Annotated in this window: 16 protein-coding genes; all 16 read left to right on the forward strand. The window is 66.3% G+C overall.

The annotated features are described in order from the left end of the window. Positions 1 to 17 precede the first annotated feature (17 nt). Positions 18 to 629: a hypothetical protein gene (locus tag GF405_08045; GenBank protein MBD3368105.1), complete on the forward strand. Its 612-nt coding sequence runs from the start codon at positions 18 to 20 to the stop codon at positions 627 to 629. Further along, the gene (gene queA / locus GF405_08050; GenBank protein MBD3368106.1) at positions 524 to 1,654 is read left to right on the forward strand and encodes a tRNA preQ1(34) S-adenosylmethionine ribosyltransferase-isomerase QueA; all 1,131 of its coding nucleotides are present in this window, start codon (positions 524 to 526) and stop codon (positions 1,652 to 1,654) included. Before GF405_08045 ends, queA begins: the two co-directional genes overlap by 106 nt. Positions 1,655 to 1,675: 21 nt before the next feature. Next, positions 1,676 to 2,803 carry a tRNA guanosine(34) transglycosylase Tgt gene (gene tgt / locus GF405_08055; protein MBD3368107.1) on the forward strand — a complete coding sequence of 376 codons (1,128 nt, stop codon included), beginning with the start codon at positions 1,676 to 1,678 and terminating at the stop codon, positions 2,801 to 2,803. Between the two features lie 28 nt (positions 2,804 to 2,831). After that, the gene (locus GF405_08060) at positions 2,832 to 4,043 is read left to right on the forward strand and encodes a 2,3-bisphosphoglycerate-independent phosphoglycerate mutase (protein ID MBD3368108.1); all 1,212 of its coding nucleotides are present in this window, start codon (positions 2,832 to 2,834) and stop codon (positions 4,041 to 4,043) included. Between the two features lie 22 nt (positions 4,044 to 4,065). Beyond that, a complete protein-coding gene (gene lnt, locus GF405_08065; protein MBD3368109.1) occupies positions 4,066 to 5,640 on the forward strand; it encodes an apolipoprotein N-acyltransferase in 1,575 nt (524 codons plus the stop codon). Between the two features lie 238 nt (positions 5,641 to 5,878). Then, positions 5,879 to 7,240 (forward strand): DUF4900 domain-containing protein, encoded by a 1,362-nt coding sequence (locus GF405_08070; GenBank protein MBD3368110.1) that lies wholly within the window; start codon positions 5,879 to 5,881, stop codon positions 7,238 to 7,240. Positions 7,241 to 7,255: 15 nt separating this feature from the next. Next, positions 7,256 to 8,605 (forward strand): DUF4900 domain-containing protein, encoded by a 1,350-nt coding sequence (locus GF405_08075; protein MBD3368111.1) that lies wholly within the window; start codon positions 7,256 to 7,258, stop codon positions 8,603 to 8,605. A gap of 69 nt (positions 8,606 to 8,674) precedes the next feature. Continuing rightward, positions 8,675 to 10,459, forward strand: coding sequence for a hypothetical protein (locus tag GF405_08080; GenBank protein MBD3368112.1), 1,785 nt, complete (start codon positions 8,675 to 8,677; stop codon positions 10,457 to 10,459). Between the two features lie 62 nt (positions 10,460 to 10,521). Continuing rightward, complete coding sequence (locus GF405_08085; GenBank protein MBD3368113.1) at positions 10,522 to 11,748, forward strand: hypothetical protein; 1,227 nt, start codon at positions 10,522 to 10,524, stop codon at positions 11,746 to 11,748. A 75-nt stretch (positions 11,749 to 11,823) separates the two neighbouring features. Beyond that, positions 11,824 to 12,243 (forward strand): prepilin-type N-terminal cleavage/methylation domain-containing protein, encoded by a 420-nt coding sequence (locus tag GF405_08090; protein ID MBD3368114.1) that lies wholly within the window; start codon positions 11,824 to 11,826, stop codon positions 12,241 to 12,243. A gap of 129 nt (positions 12,244 to 12,372) precedes the next feature. Then, on the forward strand, positions 12,373 to 12,852 hold the full coding sequence (locus GF405_08095) for a prepilin-type N-terminal cleavage/methylation domain-containing protein (protein ID MBD3368115.1): 480 nt from the start codon (positions 12,373 to 12,375) through the stop codon (positions 12,850 to 12,852). A 4-nt stretch (positions 12,853 to 12,856) separates the two neighbouring features. After that, positions 12,857 to 13,360: a prepilin-type N-terminal cleavage/methylation domain-containing protein gene (locus tag GF405_08100; GenBank protein MBD3368116.1), complete on the forward strand. Its 504-nt coding sequence runs from the start codon at positions 12,857 to 12,859 to the stop codon at positions 13,358 to 13,360. A gap of 16 nt (positions 13,361 to 13,376) precedes the next feature. Beyond that, entirely contained in the window at positions 13,377 to 14,351 is a 975-nt protein-coding gene (locus tag GF405_08105) for a hypothetical protein (protein ID MBD3368117.1), read from the forward strand. 2 nt (positions 14,352 to 14,353) lie between these two features. Next, positions 14,354 to 15,082, forward strand: a complete 729-nt coding sequence (locus GF405_08110) for a hypothetical protein (protein ID MBD3368118.1) — start codon at positions 14,354 to 14,356, stop codon at positions 15,080 to 15,082. Further along, positions 15,072 to 15,569 (forward strand): hypothetical protein, encoded by a 498-nt coding sequence (locus tag GF405_08115; GenBank protein MBD3368119.1) that lies wholly within the window; start codon positions 15,072 to 15,074, stop codon positions 15,567 to 15,569. The genes GF405_08110 and GF405_08115 overlap by 11 nt, the downstream gene beginning before the upstream one ends. A 17-nt stretch (positions 15,570 to 15,586) precedes the next feature. Beyond that, positions 15,587 to 16,022 (forward strand): hypothetical protein (locus GF405_08120; GenBank protein ID MBD3368120.1); only part of this gene is annotated, 436 nt, incomplete at its 3' end.

Consider the following 16,022-nt stretch of genomic DNA (forward strand, 5'->3'; position numbering starts at 1 on the left):
CCTCCAACGGAGACATCATGCGCGTGTTGCTTCACATGTGCTGCGGGCCGTGCGGCATCGTCCCGGCCCGCGACCTGCTCAACGAGGGGCACGAGGTTCTGGTGGCCCTTGCCAACCCGAACATCCATCCGTATCTCGAGTTCGTCCGCCGGAACGAGGCCGCGCGGGAGGTGTGCGCGCGGCTCGGCGTTGAGATCGTCCACGAGGACCCGTACGGGCTGGTCGAGTTTCTGCAGGCGGTCGACGGGGGGACGGATGACCGGTGCGCGGTCTGCTACCGGATGCGCATGGAGCGGGCCGCCGAGCTCGCGTCCGGGCTCGGCTGTGACGCCTTTACCTCGACGATGCTCGTGAGTACGCAGCAGGAACACGAGCGCATCCGGCGCGCCGGGGAGGAGGCGGCCGCGCGGCACGAGGTCGCCTTCCTCTACAGGGACTGGCGGCCGCGTGTCATGGAAGGAGTCGAGGAGTCGAAGGCGCTCGGCGTCTACCGACAGCAGTACTGCGGCTGCATCTTCAGTGAATGGGAGCGCTACCGCGACATGCGTCCCGGGCGGATCGCGAAGACGGCGCGGCGCGCCGCCGGACTCGGGGAGAGACCCGACGGCCTGTCGGAGGGTTCGACGTGAGGACGTCCGACTTCGACTACGACCTCCCGCGCGAGATGATCGCGCAGTATCCGTCCGAAAGGCGCGACGAGTCGCGCCTTCTCGTTCTCAGAAAGGACGGTGGCCCCTTCGAGCACCGGCGCTTCCGCGACGTGCTCGAGTACCTTCGACCGGACGACTGCCTCGTGATCAACGAGAGCCGCGTGATCCCGGCGCGGCTCGTCGGCAGGAAGGCGGAGACAGGCGGGAAGGTAGAGGTCCTCCTGCTCGAACCGTCGGCGGACGGTCTCTGGCGGGCACTCGTTCGTCCCGGTGCCAGAGTCGCCGACGGCACGACGGTGGTCTTCTCAGAGGACTTCCGGGCCGTCGTCGAGTCGACGCTTGAGGGAGGGAAGCGGGAGGTTCGGCTCCTGGCCGAGGACGACCCGCTGGAGGCGGTCGACCGCGTGGGGAAGGTCCCGCTCCCGCCGTACATCGACCGCGAGGCCGAGGCGATCGACAGCGAGCGCTACCAGACGGTCTACGCGAGGGTCCCAGGCGCCGTGGCCGCTCCGACGGCCGGCCTGCACTTCACCGAAGAGCTGCTCGAGCGCGCCGTCTCGTCGGGCGTCCGCGTCGCGCGCGTCATCCTGCACGTCGGTCTCGGGACGTTCCGCCCGGTCTCGAGCGACGACCCGGAAGAGCACGCGATGGACGAGGAACGCTACGAGCTCCCGGTCGAAGCCGCGGACGCGATCAACGGCGCGCGGCGGGCCGGCGGTCGGATCGTCGCCGTCGGTACGACGGCCGTGCGGGTCCTCGAGTCCACGGCCGACGAGGGGGGCGTGCTCCGGCCCGGAAGCGGTTCGACCGACCTCTTCATCAGACCGCCGTACCGCTTTCGTGCCGTCGACGCCCTCGTCACCAACTTCCACCTGCCGAAGTCGACCCTGCTGATGCTCGTATCGGCCCTGGCCGGAAGAGAGAGGGTCCTCGAGGCGTATCGCGAAGCGGTCGCGACGGGCTACCGCTTCTACAGCTACGGCGACGCCATGCTGATCATCTAGTCGGGTCCTCAAGGAGGATACGTGTTCGAGTTCCGCGTCATCGCCGAGGACCGGGAGACCCGAGCCCGCGCGGGCGAGCTCGTTACGCCGCACGGCGTCATCGAGACGCCCGTCTTCATGCCCGTAGGGACCCAGGCGACCGTCAAGACCCTCGCGCCGACCGACCTCCGGACCATGGGCGCCCGCATCATCCTGGCCAACGCTTACCATCTCTACCTTCGTCCGGGCGCCGACGTCGTTCGCGAGGCCGGCGGAATCCACCGCTTCATGGCCTGGGACGGTGCCGTTCTCACGGACAGCGGCGGGTTCCAGATCTTCAGCCTCGCGAACCTCAACCGTGTGACGGACGAGGGTTTCGAGTTCCAGTCGCATCTCGACGGTTCGCGGCACTTCATGACGCCCGAGGACAACGTCGAGCTCCAGCGCGCCATCGGCGCCGACATCATGATGGCGCTCGACGAGTGCGTCGCGTATCCGGCGGAACGCTCGTACGCCGAGCGCTCGCACGAGCTCACGCTGGCCTGGGCCGAGCGCGCTCACCGGGCGTGGTCCGAGGAGCCCGGCGAACAGGCGCTCTTCGGGATCGTGCAGGGGGCGACCTACGAGGACCTCAGGAGGGACGCGGCGCGGACGCTCGCCGGAATGGACTTCCCCGGGTACGCCGTCGGCGGTCTGGCGGTGGGGGAGCCGGTCGGCGTGATGCGCGAGATGGTCGACGCCGCGGTCGAGGAGCTTCCGTCGGGCAAGCCACGCTACTTCATGGGACAGGGCTTCCCCGAGGACATCGTCGGGTCGGTCGCTCAGGGCATCGACATGTTCGACTGCGTGATGCCGACGCGCAACGCCCGGAAGGGCATGCTGTTCACATCGGAGGGTCGCCTGGTCGTGAAGAACGCGGCCTACGCCCGCGACCTTTCGCCGCCCGACCCGGCGTGCGACTGCCCGACGTGCCTGCGCCACACGCGCGCCTACCTCCGCCATCTCTTCCAGGCCGAGGAGGCCCTTGCGGGAAGGCTCGCGACCGTGCACAATCTCACCTTCTACCTGTGCATGATGGGCGACATGCGCCGGGCGATCATCGAGGGACGCTTCGGCGCATGGAGAGACGACTTCCTGGACCACGGGCCCTGGACCGCCACGGGCTCCTGACGACGACATCGCATGAGAGGGAGGCACGATGAAGGCCAGCGATCCGAGAGTTGCCGAGGGACTCATCGACACCTCGGGCGGGAAGATGATCCTGCTCGTCGCCGACGGGCTGGGGGGACTTCCTCACCCGGACTCAGGGCTCACGGAGCTCGAGACCGCGAAGACGCCCAATCTGGACGCGCTGGCCGGAGAGAGCGTGTGCGGGCTCCATACGCCGATCGCACCGGGCATCACGCCCGGTAGCGGCCCGGCCCACATGGCCCTCTTCGGCTATGACCCGGTTGAGTACGAGATCGGTCGCGGCGTGCTCGAGGCTCTCGGCATCGACTTCGAACTCAAGCCCGGCGACGTCGCGATCCGCATCAACTTCGCGACGATCGACGACGACGGTCTCGTGACCGACAGGCGGGCCGGACGGATCTCGACCGAGAAGTGTACCGAGCTCGCGGAGCGCCTCGACGGCATCCGTGTTCCCGGTGTCGAGATCATGGTACGTCCCGTCAAGGAGCACCGGGGGGTCGTTGTGTTGAGGGGCGAGGGGCTGGTCGGAGGTCTCGAGGACACCGACCCGCAGGAGACGGGCGTCGCGCCGAAGTGCGTCAAGGCGGAGACCGAGGAGCAGAAGCACACCGCGGAGGTCCTCAGGGCCTTCGTCAGCGCGGCCGCCGAGATGCTCAAGAACGAGCCGAAGGCAAACATGATCCTCATGCGGGGTATCGCGAGCCGCGACCCGATCCCGACGCTGACCGAGCGGTTCGGTATCCAGGCGGCCGCGATCGCCGGGTACCCGATGTACCGGGGCGTCGCGGGGCTCGTCGGCATGGATGTCCTGCCGCCCGCCGAGACGCCCGAGGACCTGGTGGCCGCGTGTCGGAAGGCGTACGCCGACTATGACTTCCTCTTCCTGCACTTCAAGAAGACCGACTCGACCGGGGAGGACGGAGACTTCGACAGGAAGGTCGAGGCGTCCGAGAAGCTCGACTCGATCCTGCCGGGCGTGCTTGAGACCGACCCGGACGTTCTGGTCGTGACCGGCGACCACTCCACACCATCCGCGCTGGCCTCACACAGCTGGCACCCCGTGCCGGTGCTGCTTCGCGCGGACAGCGCGCGCGTCGACGCGGTCGACGCCTTCGGCGAATCGCACTGTCTCCGCGGCGGGCTGGGCATGGTCCGGGCGGTCGACCTGATGCCGCTCATGCTGGCCCACGCGGGGCGCCTGGACAAGTTCGGCGCCTGAGACCGCCGGAAGGGAGACGCCCTTGAGGCAGCCTCGCTCGATCGGGCCTGCGGACGGAGCGAGCCCGCCCCTCTCGAGGGGGCGCGAGACGTTCCTCCTCGTGCTCGGAGGGGGCGTGCTGGCGCTGGCCTTTCCTCCGGTCGACCTCTGGCCGCTGGCTTTCGTCGGCCTCCTGCCGCTCTTCTTCGTGCTGAAGAGGACCCGCGTCACCGGGTTCTGGAGCGCCTTCCGGCCGGGCCTGGTGGCCGGCGCGGCCTTCTTCACGGTGCTGGTCTACTGGATCGTCTTCCTCGGCTCGGACGTCGGAGACGACCGGGTCCTCATGGCGTCCGCGCTGCTGCTGCTCGTGTTGCTCGAGTCGTTCTACTGGGGCCTCTTCTCGGCCGGCGCCGTCCTCGTGGACCGGAGGACGTCGTTGCCCGACTGGCTGGTTCTGCCCCTCATGTGGGTCGGGGCCGAGCAGCTTCGCTCCCTTTTCGAACTCGGGTTCCCCTGGGGGGTTCTGGGGTACACGGGCGTCAGCATCCCGGCCGCCGTCCAGTTCGCCTCCTTCACCGGCGTCTTCGGGGTCTCGCTCTGGATGGCCGTCGTCAACGCGGTCGTCCTGGGGCTCGTCCTCGGTCGTCGCCGGCCCCCGCGCGTCGTCGCGCTCGTGCTGCTGCTGTCGGTTCCCCTCGTGCACGGCACGCTCACGCTGTCGAACGCGTCCTGGGAGCGCACGGTTCGGGTCGCCGTCGTCCAGCCGAACATCGGCGCGCGGCTCAAGTGGGACCCAGAGTTCAAGGAGCTGAGCTTCGGGACGCTGGAGACGCTGACGCTCGCTGCCGCGGAGGAGGATCCCGACCTCATCATCTGGCCGGAGACCGCGACGCCCAGCTACCTCCTGCGGGATGCGAATGACCTCTCGCGCGTGGCGGCGGCCGCGCGCTCGGCCGGGGTACCTATCCTGACGGGCTTCCCCGACCTCGTTTTCGATGCCGAGAGGGGAGAGTACCGCTCCTACAACGCGGCGCTTCTCATGGACGCGGACGGGACCGTTCGAGGCAAGTACGACAAGATCCACCTCGTGCCCTTCGGTGAGGCGATCCCGTTCGAGGAGCTCTTCCCGTTCCTCGAGGACGTCGACTTCGGAGAGGCCGATTTCCGCCGGGGCGATGAGCGTCTCGTCTTCGAGACGGAGGACGTCCGCTTCTCCGTCCTGATCTGCTTCGAGGCCATCTTCCCCCGCCTCGTGCGGGGGTTCACGGACGACGGGGCGGAGCTCCTGGTCAACATCACGAACGACGTCTGGTACGGCCGCACGTCCATGCCCTTCCAGCACGCCCAGATGGCCGTCATGCGCTCCATCGAGAACCGCAGGAGCCTGGCGCGGAGCGCGAACAGCGGCGTCTCGCTGTTCGCCGATCCGTACGGCCGCGTCATCTCGAAGACCCCCATCTTCGAGCGCGCCGTGCTCGTGGAGGACGTACCGGTCGCGACCGGGCGTACCTTCTACGCCCGCCATGGAGGTCTCGTCGCCTGGCTGATGGTCGGCGCGGCGGTCCTGCTTCTGGCTCTCGCCGTCTTCGCGCGTCGCCGCCCGGCGACGCGTCCGTAGCCTCAGAGCGCGCCTTTCGAGCTCCATTTCCAGGTCATTGCATTCCGAGCTTCCTGCGAGGGGTGCCGCTGTCTGACGCTCACCGCGAGGCTGGTTCCCGCCCTCGGTACTCCCTAAGTACTTACTCTGCTGGAAGTTGGGCGCCCACTCACGCGAATCAGCGTGGCATGGTCCTTGCATCTATCCCTCGTGGCTTCTCGTCTCCGGCCGTGTCCGGCCGGACGGTGCAGGAGGGGATATGAGCAGGCAGCAGGCCGCGGGCGCGGCCACCGAGCGGTATCCGACCGGGATGGAGCGCCCCGAACGCGGTGCAGCGCTGGTGACGGTCGTAGTGATCATCGCGGCAGTGATCCTCGTCGGCGCGGCGCTCTTCATCCTCGGGACGGGCGAGAGCGACGTCGTCGAGTACGGGGTCGACGGCTCGCGCGCGTTCTACCTTGCCGAGGCAGGCGTCGACCGCGCCAGAAGCTGGCTTGAACAGAAGGCGCAGCAGGACCCGCCTCAGTTCCCCGCCAGTGCATCGGTCTCAGACCAGCCTCTCGGCGGCGGCGACTACGACGTGACGCTGACGAAGGTCGCCGGGAATCCGTGGGTTGCCGACTACAACGTCGTCTCCACGGGCACGATCGATGGCGTGACGCGTCAGGTCAGCGTCGTGCTCCGTCACGAGACGTTCGCCCAGTACATGTACTTCGCCAACGAGATGCAGGACATCTGGTTCATTTCGGGGGACAGCCTTGATGGGCGCGTTCACGCGAACGGGCACATCCGGTTGTCCGGTTCGCCGTGGTTCGGCATGAAGGTCACCTCAAGCGAGGAGAGCTTCATCGTGTGGGGCGACAGCGAACCGGTCTTCGAAGGCGGGTACGAGCTGGGCGTTCCAGAGATCCCGCTGCCGATGTCTCCTGAACTTGTGGGAGAGCTCTCGGGAGAAGCGGCGAGCGGAGGCGTCCACGCCGGCGGCCTCTCCGGGAACAGCGCCTACTACGAGGTCGTGCTCGGCAGAGGCGGGAACCCGGGGTATCTGAGCTACCGCGCCTACGAACGTCAGGGATGGTGGGGCTATCAGTGGTCGGACTGGGTAGACGTGTCGATCGCAAGCATGAACGGCATCGCGTGGTTCGACGAGCCGGTCGCCCTGAACGGAGTGCTCGACGGCGAGCTGACCATTGGAAGCTCGGAGGACATCTACATCACCGACGACCTCACGTACGACGGCGCAACGCCGGGGCAGGGTCCCGGCGCAGACTGCGACGACATCCTGGGCATCGTATCGGCGGGCGACGTGGTCGTCGCCAACACGGCCGCCAACAGGGACGATGTCGAGATCCACGCGCACATGATGGCGCTCGATGAGTCGTTCACAGTGGAGGACTACGGCTCAGGGTCTCCGCGAGGGAAACTCACGATCTACGGAGGATTCGCCCAGAAGCGCCAGGGAGCGATCGGTATGTTCCAGCACGGCTACGGGATCATCCACGGCTATCAGAAGGACTACCACTACGACCCGCGGCTCGTGACGCTGTCGCCGCCCGGCTATCCGCGAACAGGCAAATACAACGTGCTGGACTGGCGGGAGGTCTACCCGCCCGTCACGTAGGCAGAAGTTGGAGAGATGAAAATGGAACGGATGCGTCGTACACCAGCGACCGTCCTTCGGAAGGTCATCGGGAATGAGCGCGGCAACGCGCTGGTGACCGTTGTGGTCATCATCACGGCCGTGCTGCTCGTCGCGTCGGCCCTCTACATCATGGCCGTCGGCGAGGGCGATCTGGTCGAGTACTCGGTCGACTCGGCCAAGGCGTTCTACATCGCCGAGGCCGGGCAGCAGCGTGCCAGGTGCTGGCTCGAGGAGAAGGCCAATGACGGCCAGTATCCGGATGAAGCCTCGCTCGAGAGTGAGTACCTCGGTGAAGGGACCTACGACATCTCGTTAACGAAGGTCGCCGGGCTCTATCCGTGGCTCCTCGAGTACGAGGTGGTCACCAGGGGCACGGTCGACGGCGTCGCACGAGAGGTTGTGGCCCGTATCCGGAGGGAGACGTTTGCGCAGTACATCTACTTCGCGGGCAACCCGGCGGACATCTGGTTCACCACGGGCGACAGCCTCAACGGCCGGACGCACGTCAACGGCGAGATCAGGATCAGCGGCGATCCTTGGTTCGGCGGCAAGGTGACATCGACCGCCGATCAGATGGTCATCCAGGGCGGTAGCGACCCGACCTTCGAGGCCGGCTATGAGCTGGGTGTGAGCGAGATGGAACTCCCCAGCCTGAGCGAGCTCAGCCAGACCATCGTGCAGCAGGCGCAGCAGGACGGTGTCTTCCGGAGCGGTCTGAGGGGGAGGTCGGCGCGCTACGAGGTGACGCTCGGCATGTCAGACGGCTATTTGAGCTACCGTTCGTACGAGCGCCGGGGCTGGTGGGGGTACCAGTACTCCGACTGGACCCACGTGCGGATCGAGGACACGAACGGTGTCTTCGTCTTCGTCGACGAGGTGCACATCGAGGGAACACTCGACGGACAGGCCACCATCGCGTCCGGTGAGGACATGTACATCACGGACGACATCATCTACGAGGACTCGACGCCGGGGCAGGGCCCGAACCCCGGTGCCGACGATCTCCTGGGTCTGGTCTCAGCGAAGAACATCATCGTGGCGGACAACGCCGCCAACCGGAACGACTGCGAGATTCACGCTCACATGATGGCACTCGACGAGTCGTTCACCGTCGAGAACTACCAGTGGGGCGACCCGCGCGGGGACCTGACGGTCTACGGCGGATTCGCACAGAAGAGAATGGGGCCGATCGGCACCTTCTATCACGGCTACGGAATCACGTCTGGGTACAACAAGGACTACCACTTCGACCGGAACATGACGACCCAGTCGCCGCCGTCGTACCCGCAGACGGACGACTACATCGTCGTCGATTGGGAAGAACGCCCGGTCGACCAGAGTTGATTCCGCTCCAGGCACGGCACTCCCGCGGGTCGTCGCGGGCCTCGTGGAGATGCGCCGGTACTGCCAGGCATGAGAACACAAGGGGGCCAAGTGGCGGCTTCGGACCAGCAGAAGGAGACCAAGGTGTCGACGTCGAACGGCAGCGAACAGCTCTTCGGCGGCAAGCGCTTCGGCGAGCTCCTCATCGACGCGAACGTCATCGATGAGGCGGGACTCCAGAAGGCGCTGGAGCGGCAGCGGGCATCCGGGGAACGTCTCGGAGAAGCCCTGATCGGTCTCGGGCTCGCAGAGGAGTCCGACATCGTGAAGGCGCTCGCCAGCCAGCTCAGCATCGAGGTCCTCGAGCCCGAGAACGTCCCGACCATCGAGCCGGACGTCATCCTGACGATCCCCGAGTCGATGGCCAGGAAGCACCGCGCACTGGCCGTGGCGAAGGACGACGCCCGGCTGACGGTCGCCATGGCGGACCCGATGGACCTCATCGCCATCGACGACATTCGCGCGTCGACCGGCATGGAGCTCGAGCTCCAGGTCGCGCGCCGCGACGACATCGAGGAGGCCATCGCCACGGCCTACCGGAACGCGATGGCGACCCAGCATCTCGAGGACGCCATCGAGGGCGCCAGGCTGGAGCTCGGCACGCCGGAGGAGCAGAGCTTCGACGAGCTGACGGAGCAGGAACTCCGGAGCAAGGCCGAGGACGCGCCGATCGTTCGCCTCGTGAACCTCATTCTCGCGCAGGGCATGGCCGAGCGGGCGACCGACATCCACATCGAGCCTCTCGAGGACCGCACCCTGGTCCGGTACCGCGTGGACGGTGTGCTCTACGACAGCTCGACGCCGCCCAAGCGCTTCCACGAGGCCATCGTCGTCCGCATCAAGATCCTGTCGGACATGGACGTGGCCGAGCGCCGCGTCCCGCTCGATGGGCGGTTCACGGCCACGTTCGAGAACCGCGAGGTCGACGTCCGCGTGTCGACGCTGCCGACGATCTACGGCGAGAAGGTCGCGCTCCGTCTGCTGGACAAGTCCGGGTTCCAGGTGGACCTCTCCGATCTCGGGTTCGCCAGGGAGATGCTGCCCACCTTCCGGAACGCGCTTCGAAGGCCCTACGGCATGGTGCTCATCAGCGGGCCGACCGGCTCGGGAAAGAGCACGACGCTCTACTCAGGGATGAGCGAGCTCGACCGCGAAGCCAAGAACATCACGACGCTGGAGGATCCGGTCGAGTACCACCTCGAACGGATCAACCAGGTGAGCATCAACCGCAAGGCAGGCATGACCTTTGCAGGAGGATTGAGGTCACTGCTCCGACAGGACCCGGACATCATCATGATCGGCGAGATCCGGGACCAGGAAACGGCGGAGCTGGGCGTGCGAAGCGCGCTGACCGGGCACCTCGTGCTGAGCACCGTGCACGCGAACGACGCGCCGTCCACGGCAACCAGGCTCGTCGACATCGGAATCGCGCCCTATCTCGTCAGCAGCTCGGTCCACCTGGTCATGGCACAGAGGCTTGTCAGGATGATCTGTCCGCACTGCAAGGAGCCGTACGAGCCCGATCCGAAGGCGGTCGCCGCCATCGGTGAGGAGGCGCTCGAGGGTGTCGAGTTCGTCCACGGCGTCGGGTGCAAGCAGTGCCGAGGGCGCGGCTATCTGGGCAGGACCGGTGTCTACGAACTCCTCGAACTGAACCCGGAGCTCGGGAAGCTGATCACCGACGGGGTCTCCGCGGACGTTCTGAGGGAGAAGGCGCTCGAACAGGGTTTCGTCACGCTCAAGGACCACGTCATCCGGAAGGTCCGTGTCGGCATCACGACCCCCGAGGAGGCCGTCGGCGTCGTCATGAGCTAGTCGGCTCCCCGAAGGGGACCCGCCTTGCAACGGTGACCGAAGGCAGAAGGAGCTTAGGAAGAGTGGCACGCTACCAGTACGTGGCCAAGACGACGGCAGGAATCGAGAAGTCCGACTACGTCTACGCGGAGTCGGCCGAGGCCGCGGCCGACATGCTTCACCGCGACGGTCTCGTCGTCCTGTCGATCCGTCAGGTCGGGGAGACGCTCAAGGAGCAGCTCTCCGCGCAGCCGCTTTTCGGCGGACGCGTGTCGTCGAAGACGATCGCGCTCTTCACGAAGCAGCTCGCCTCGATGCTCAGAGCCGGCCTCCCGCTGGTCAGGGCGCTCTACGCGCTGGCCCGCGAGGAGGAGAACTCGACGTTCCGCGACGTGCTCATCGCGGTCGCGGGCGACATCGAAGGGGGCGAGTCGCTGTCGGCCGCCATGGCGAAACACCAGAACGCCTTCTCGAAGCTCTACGTCGGCATGGTCCGGTCCGGCGAGTCGAGCGGAACGCTCGATTCGATCATGGACCAGCTTGTCATCTATCTCAACCGCACTGAGGCCATCAAGCGCAAGGTGAGAGCGGCCCTGGCGTACCCGATCTTCGTCGTCAGCTTCTCGCTGGTCGCCATGGTCGTGCTGCTCATCCGGATCGTCCCGATGATGGCCGAGGTATACGACAAGCTCGGAGCCGACCTTCCCGGCCCCACCAAGGTCGTGATCGGCGCAAGTCAGTTCGTGTCGTCGAATCTCTGGGTTTTCGTGGCGGTGGTGGCCGCGCTCGTGGCCGCCTACCAGATCCTCGGAAGGCGCGATGAGGGCAGGCTTCTGATCGACAGGATCAAGCTCAGGATCCCGATTTTCGGCAGGTTGGTCAGGAAGGTCGTCGTCGCCAAGTTCCTGCGCACACTCGGGACGCTCGTGACCAGCGGTCTTCCCATGATCGAGGCGCTCGAGCTCTCGGGCAACTCGTCCGGGAACGAGGTCATCAGGAGAGCCGGCCACGCGATCGCGGACATGGTCGAGAGGGGCTCAAGCCTCTCGCTGGCGTTCTCAGGTTCGGGGATCTTCCCCGAGATCGTGGTTCAGATGGTCGCGACGGGAGAGGAGACCGGTTCGCTGGGCGACATGCTCGACTCGGTCTCGGATCACTATGACGATGAGGTGGAGACCGCGGTCGAGGGTCTGGCCTCGGTCATCGAGCCGCTCATGATCGTGCTCATCGGAGGCATCATCGCCATCATGCTGGTGGCGATGTTCCTTCCGGTGTTCCATCTCGGTGGAGCAGTCCGACGCGGGATGTAGGAGCTCTCGCGCAGTTCAGCAATTGGAGAGATTCAAACCAGGGCCTCAGAATGGACCGCGAAGGGAGGTGAAAACATGCAGGTCTTCAGAAACCAGAAGGGCTTCACGCTGGTCGAGCTCATGGTCGTTGTCATCATCGTCCTCGTGCTCGCGGGTATCGCCGTCCCGGTGTACATGCACTACATCCAGGAGGGCAAGAAGAGCGAGGCGTACGCGGTGATCGACTCGGTCACGAGCGGCGCGCTGGTGTACTTCCAGAAGAACAACACGTACGCGGGCGCCGATTTCGACGACTTCCTGGCACAGGATGACGTCGACAATGCGACGTACTTCTCGTACGCGCTGAGCGACCAGGACGCCAACGGCTTCACCGTCACCGCGACGGTGAACGGGACGTGGGGTCCGGAGGGCGCCACGATCGTGTGGACGCAGGCCGGAGCCAACGCGCAGAACGGCGACGCCGGAACGGGGAGCTTCTCCGAGTCCGGTTGGTAGCCGACCGGGTACGGCCGGGGCCCCTTCACCGGGGCCCCGGTCCTGACCCGTGCGAGGGGAAGGAGCGCCCCTCGGAGCAGTACCTCAAACCAGCGCGGTCGAGGAAGCACGCAGTCAACCAGAGGTCCCATGCAGGGGGATGACGGAGTGGAACTCCGGCAGGCGGGGCAGAACGGTTTCAGCCTCATCGAGCTCGTTGTCGCGGTCGTGGTCTTCTCGATCGCCATCGTCTTCGTCTACCAGATGCTCTTCAGCGGCGAGACGACGGTGGCGTTCGAGGGAGAGCGCAGGATCGCTCTCCGCATGGCCGAGCTCAAGATCGAAGAGCTCAAGTACGCGGGCTACGCCTCGACGGGCGTCGACTCCGACTGGACGAGCGTCGACATGACGGTCGGCACGCACCCCGACGATCCGACGGTCGTCCTCGACGACCGGGGCACCGACACGACGACCGACGATCTCCTGGGTGACCTCCAGTGGGCGGTTCGCGACACGTCGTGGTCGGGGGGCGGCGTCACCGTCGACGCCAAGCTCGTGGTCGTGACGCTCGACTTCCCGAAGGACTGGAACCGCGACCAGGTGCGTCTGGTCACGGTCGTTGGAGAGTAGAGCGATGATCAGGCATCTCGCAACGAGCAGGACGCAGGGGGGCTTCACCATCACGGAGCTTCTCGTGGCGAGCATCATCGCCGGTGTCATCCTGCTCGCCGTCATGAGCATCTACCTGACGTCCATGCAGGCCTGGGACCGCTCTGGCGCGAGACTTGCATTGCAGAGGCGTGGGGACCTCGCCATGGAGCGGATCGTCTCGGACATCAGGGACGGGAGCCGCGTCGAGATCACGAACGGCGGCACGACCATGGCGATCTACCGCGCGACGGCATCGGGAGACAGCCTTGTCGGGAACTACCTGCTCGTGGACGACGAGCTCAAGAACGGCAGCGGGACCGTTCTCGCTGAGGGCCTGACCGAGCTCGCGTTCACCTCGGGAAACGGCGTCAAGGTGCGCATCGAGATGAGCCTGTACGACAACGCGGGCACACCGACACTCACGACGGACGACGAGTCCATACAGCTCGAGACGGTAGCCGTGTGCAGGAACAGATCGCTGTACTAGCGGCGAGGAGGCGACAGTGTTCGGCCGAAACACGGGAGTGGTGACGGGGATCGACGTCGGAGCAGCGAGCGTCAAGGCCGTCAGGATGAACATCAAGGGCAAGAGCTCCGTGCTGATGGGCGCCGCCGTCGCCGAGCTCGCCCCGGACGATGACGCGACCCCGGCCGGCGGCGGGGACCGCGAGGCCAGGCTTGTCGACGCGATCAAGGCGGTCTTCGACGAGGTCGGCGGCTCGACGCAGGACACGATCGTCGCCTCGATCGGCGGCGCGAGCGTCAGCGTCAAGCACGTCATCTTCCCGAAGATGACCAAGCAGGCCTTGGCCGAGTCGATCCACTGGGAGGCGAGAAAGCACATCCCGTTCGGGGAGTCGGACTTCGTGCTCGACTTCCAGATCATGAACGGCGGGAGGAGCGAGGACGGCAACATGAGTGTCCTCCTGGCCGCGGTCGAGACGAAGGCTGTCGACCGACTGCTCAAGGTCCTGGGCAAGGCCGGGATCGAGCCGGACACGATCGACATCAACCCTCTCGCTCTCATGAATGAGGCCGACGAGGAGGGACTTATCGACGGAGAGACCGTCGCGGTCGTCGAGGTCGGTGCGACAACGCTGACGCTGGCCGTCTACAGGCGCGGCGGACTCTTCTTCACACGCAGCGTTCCGCTCGGTCGCGACACGAACGGCGCGAGCAGAGGCCCTACCACCGTCCCGACCGACTCCTCGTGGGTCGAACGCACCCTCAACGAGGTGCGGCGCTCGCTCAATTACTACAACAACGAGACAGGCAAGAGGGGCATCGAGCGGATCTACCTGACCGGCGGTCGCGTGCTGGACGCTTCGATACGCCAGGCCTTCCAGGAGAAGACAGGCATCGCGACCAACATCCTGGACCCGCTCGAGAAGGTGGAGACATCGGGCGTCGAACTCGGCGCACTGTCATCCCAGGGACCGCGGCTCGCGGTCGCCATGGGGCTGGCCCGGAGGATGTAAAGGTGCTCTTCAAGGTCAATGTCCACAGACTCGGCAAGGAACGCCGCATCAAGGCGCGGCAGCGCATCCGCCAGCTGGCCTTCGCTTCGGTCGTCATCGGGATGAACGTGGTCCTCGTCGGCATGTTCGTGGTCGCGGTGATGGTCCAGTCGAGAAACGTCGCCGTCGCTCGTGAGCGCCTGGAGGCCACCGAGAGGGCGCTGGCCAAGGTCGTCATCGACGAGGGCGGCGCGGCGAGTGAGGAGGAGGTGCGTCTCATCAGGGAACGCGCCAAACAGACGCGCTGGAGCCGGGTGCTGGCTGCCGTCGCGGTCGAAACGCCGGCAGACATGTGGTTTCCCCGGATCAGACTCGCCGAGAGGCGGGGTGGGAGCGGCTCAGGATCGTACGGCCTCAGGCTGACCGGTCGGATCAAGGCGGGCGGAGAAGAGGAGGGACTGACGAACCTGATGTCCTTCCTGGCGGCCATTCGCGAGGACCAGAGCTTCCGCGAGCACTTCTCGGAGGCGAGGCTCGTCGACTCGGCCTGGCTGACGGACAGCGGCGAGGAGTACCTCGAGTTCGAGATCTTCTGCCCGCTGAGCGACCCAGACATCATCATCGAGCGTCGAAGCGCCGGGACGGTGGCGCCCGATGACTACGTGACGCCGGACGAGGCAGAGGACCTTGAGCCCGCCGGTGCCGACACGACCTCCGTCCCAGAGCTTGAGGGAGGCAGCTTTGCGTCCTAGGACAGTGCTGATCATCGCCGCTGCCGTTCTCGTGGGACTGCTGGTCGGTGACACGGTGTTCCACAGACCGAAGCGAGACGCGCTTGCCGCCGTGCAGCGCAAGGCGGCCCGGGCGGAACAGGAGCTTCTCTACGTCGTCTCCCACAGCGAGGAACTCGGACGCATCGTGAGCTTCCTGCCGGTTCCGATCGAGGAAGGCACCAACGGCGCGGAGCGCTTCCTCGCCGTCGTCAACGAGGAGGCCGGTCGTCTCGGCGCCGTGATCACGCGAGTCGAACCGATGGGCGAGACGCCCGACGGCGACTACATGAAGCGCACGTTCAAGCTGACCCTCGAGGGCGGCTTTCAGGAGTTCCGCGGCTTCCTGCACTTCCTCGAGACCATTCCCGAGGTCGTGATCGTCCACGCGTTCGACTACCGGTCGAGCAGCATCGGAGCGGGGCGGACGCACCGCGCCATCATCACGCTGTCGGTCATCGGGTACTGATCGGAGCGGAGGGATCGATGAAGAACCGCGAACGCACGATCGTAGCGCTGGTCCTCGTGCTGACAGCCGTGTCGGGGGTCGTGGCGGTCCGCTCTCTCACGAGTTCCGTCGTCCGCATGCAGGCGGCCGGGTCGCTCGCGACGGACAGCCCTGGAAACCTCGAGATTCGCGGCGAAGAGGTCACCGGCCTCATGACGACGCTGGCGAGCGCCTCGGAGGTCGAACTCGAGAACGAGGAACTGCGCGACCCGATGGTTCCATACAAGGTGAAGATACAGCGGACGACGCCGACCACAACGGCTGCGCCGGCGCGTCCCCGATACGTAGCGACCGCGGTCATCCTCGACGATGAGGACCCGACCGCGATCCTGAGATCAGGCGGCCAGAGCATGATCGTGCATCTCGGCGACGAACTCGACGGCGGCCGCGTGACAGCGATCGAAGCAGACGGAG

Origin of the sequence: Candidatus Effluviviaceae Genus V sp., from assembly GCA_014728125.1 — a bacterium.
Classification (GTDB): Bacteria; Joyebacterota; Joyebacteria; order Joyebacterales; family Joyebacteraceae; genus WJMD01.

What these genes read in the sequence shown, in the direction of transcription:
- GF405_08045 (MBD3368105.1), top strand. Translation starts at nt 18, where the DNA reads ATGCGCGTGTTGCTTCACATGTGCTGCGGGCCGTGCGGCATCGTCCCG.
- queA (MBD3368106.1), top strand. Translation starts at nt 524, where the DNA reads ATGGGAGCGCTACCGCGACATGCGTCCCGGGCGGATCGCGAAGACGGC.
- GF405_08060 (MBD3368108.1), top strand. Translation starts at nt 2,832, where the DNA reads ATGAAGGCCAGCGATCCGAGAGTTGCCGAGGGACTCATCGACACCTCG.
- GF405_08070 (MBD3368110.1), top strand. Translation starts at nt 5,879, where the DNA reads ATGAGCAGGCAGCAGGCCGCGGGCGCGGCCACCGAGCGGTATCCGACC.
- GF405_08075 (MBD3368111.1), top strand. Translation starts at nt 7,256, where the DNA reads ATGAAAATGGAACGGATGCGTCGTACACCAGCGACCGTCCTTCGGAAG.
- GF405_08080 (MBD3368112.1), top strand. Translation starts at nt 8,675, where the DNA reads ATGAGAACACAAGGGGGCCAAGTGGCGGCTTCGGACCAGCAGAAGGAG.
- GF405_08090 (MBD3368114.1), top strand. Translation starts at nt 11,824, where the DNA reads ATGCAGGTCTTCAGAAACCAGAAGGGCTTCACGCTGGTCGAGCTCATG.
- GF405_08095 (MBD3368115.1), top strand. Translation starts at nt 12,373, where the DNA reads ATGCAGGGGGATGACGGAGTGGAACTCCGGCAGGCGGGGCAGAACGGT.
- GF405_08100 (MBD3368116.1), top strand. Translation starts at nt 12,857, where the DNA reads ATGATCAGGCATCTCGCAACGAGCAGGACGCAGGGGGGCTTCACCATC.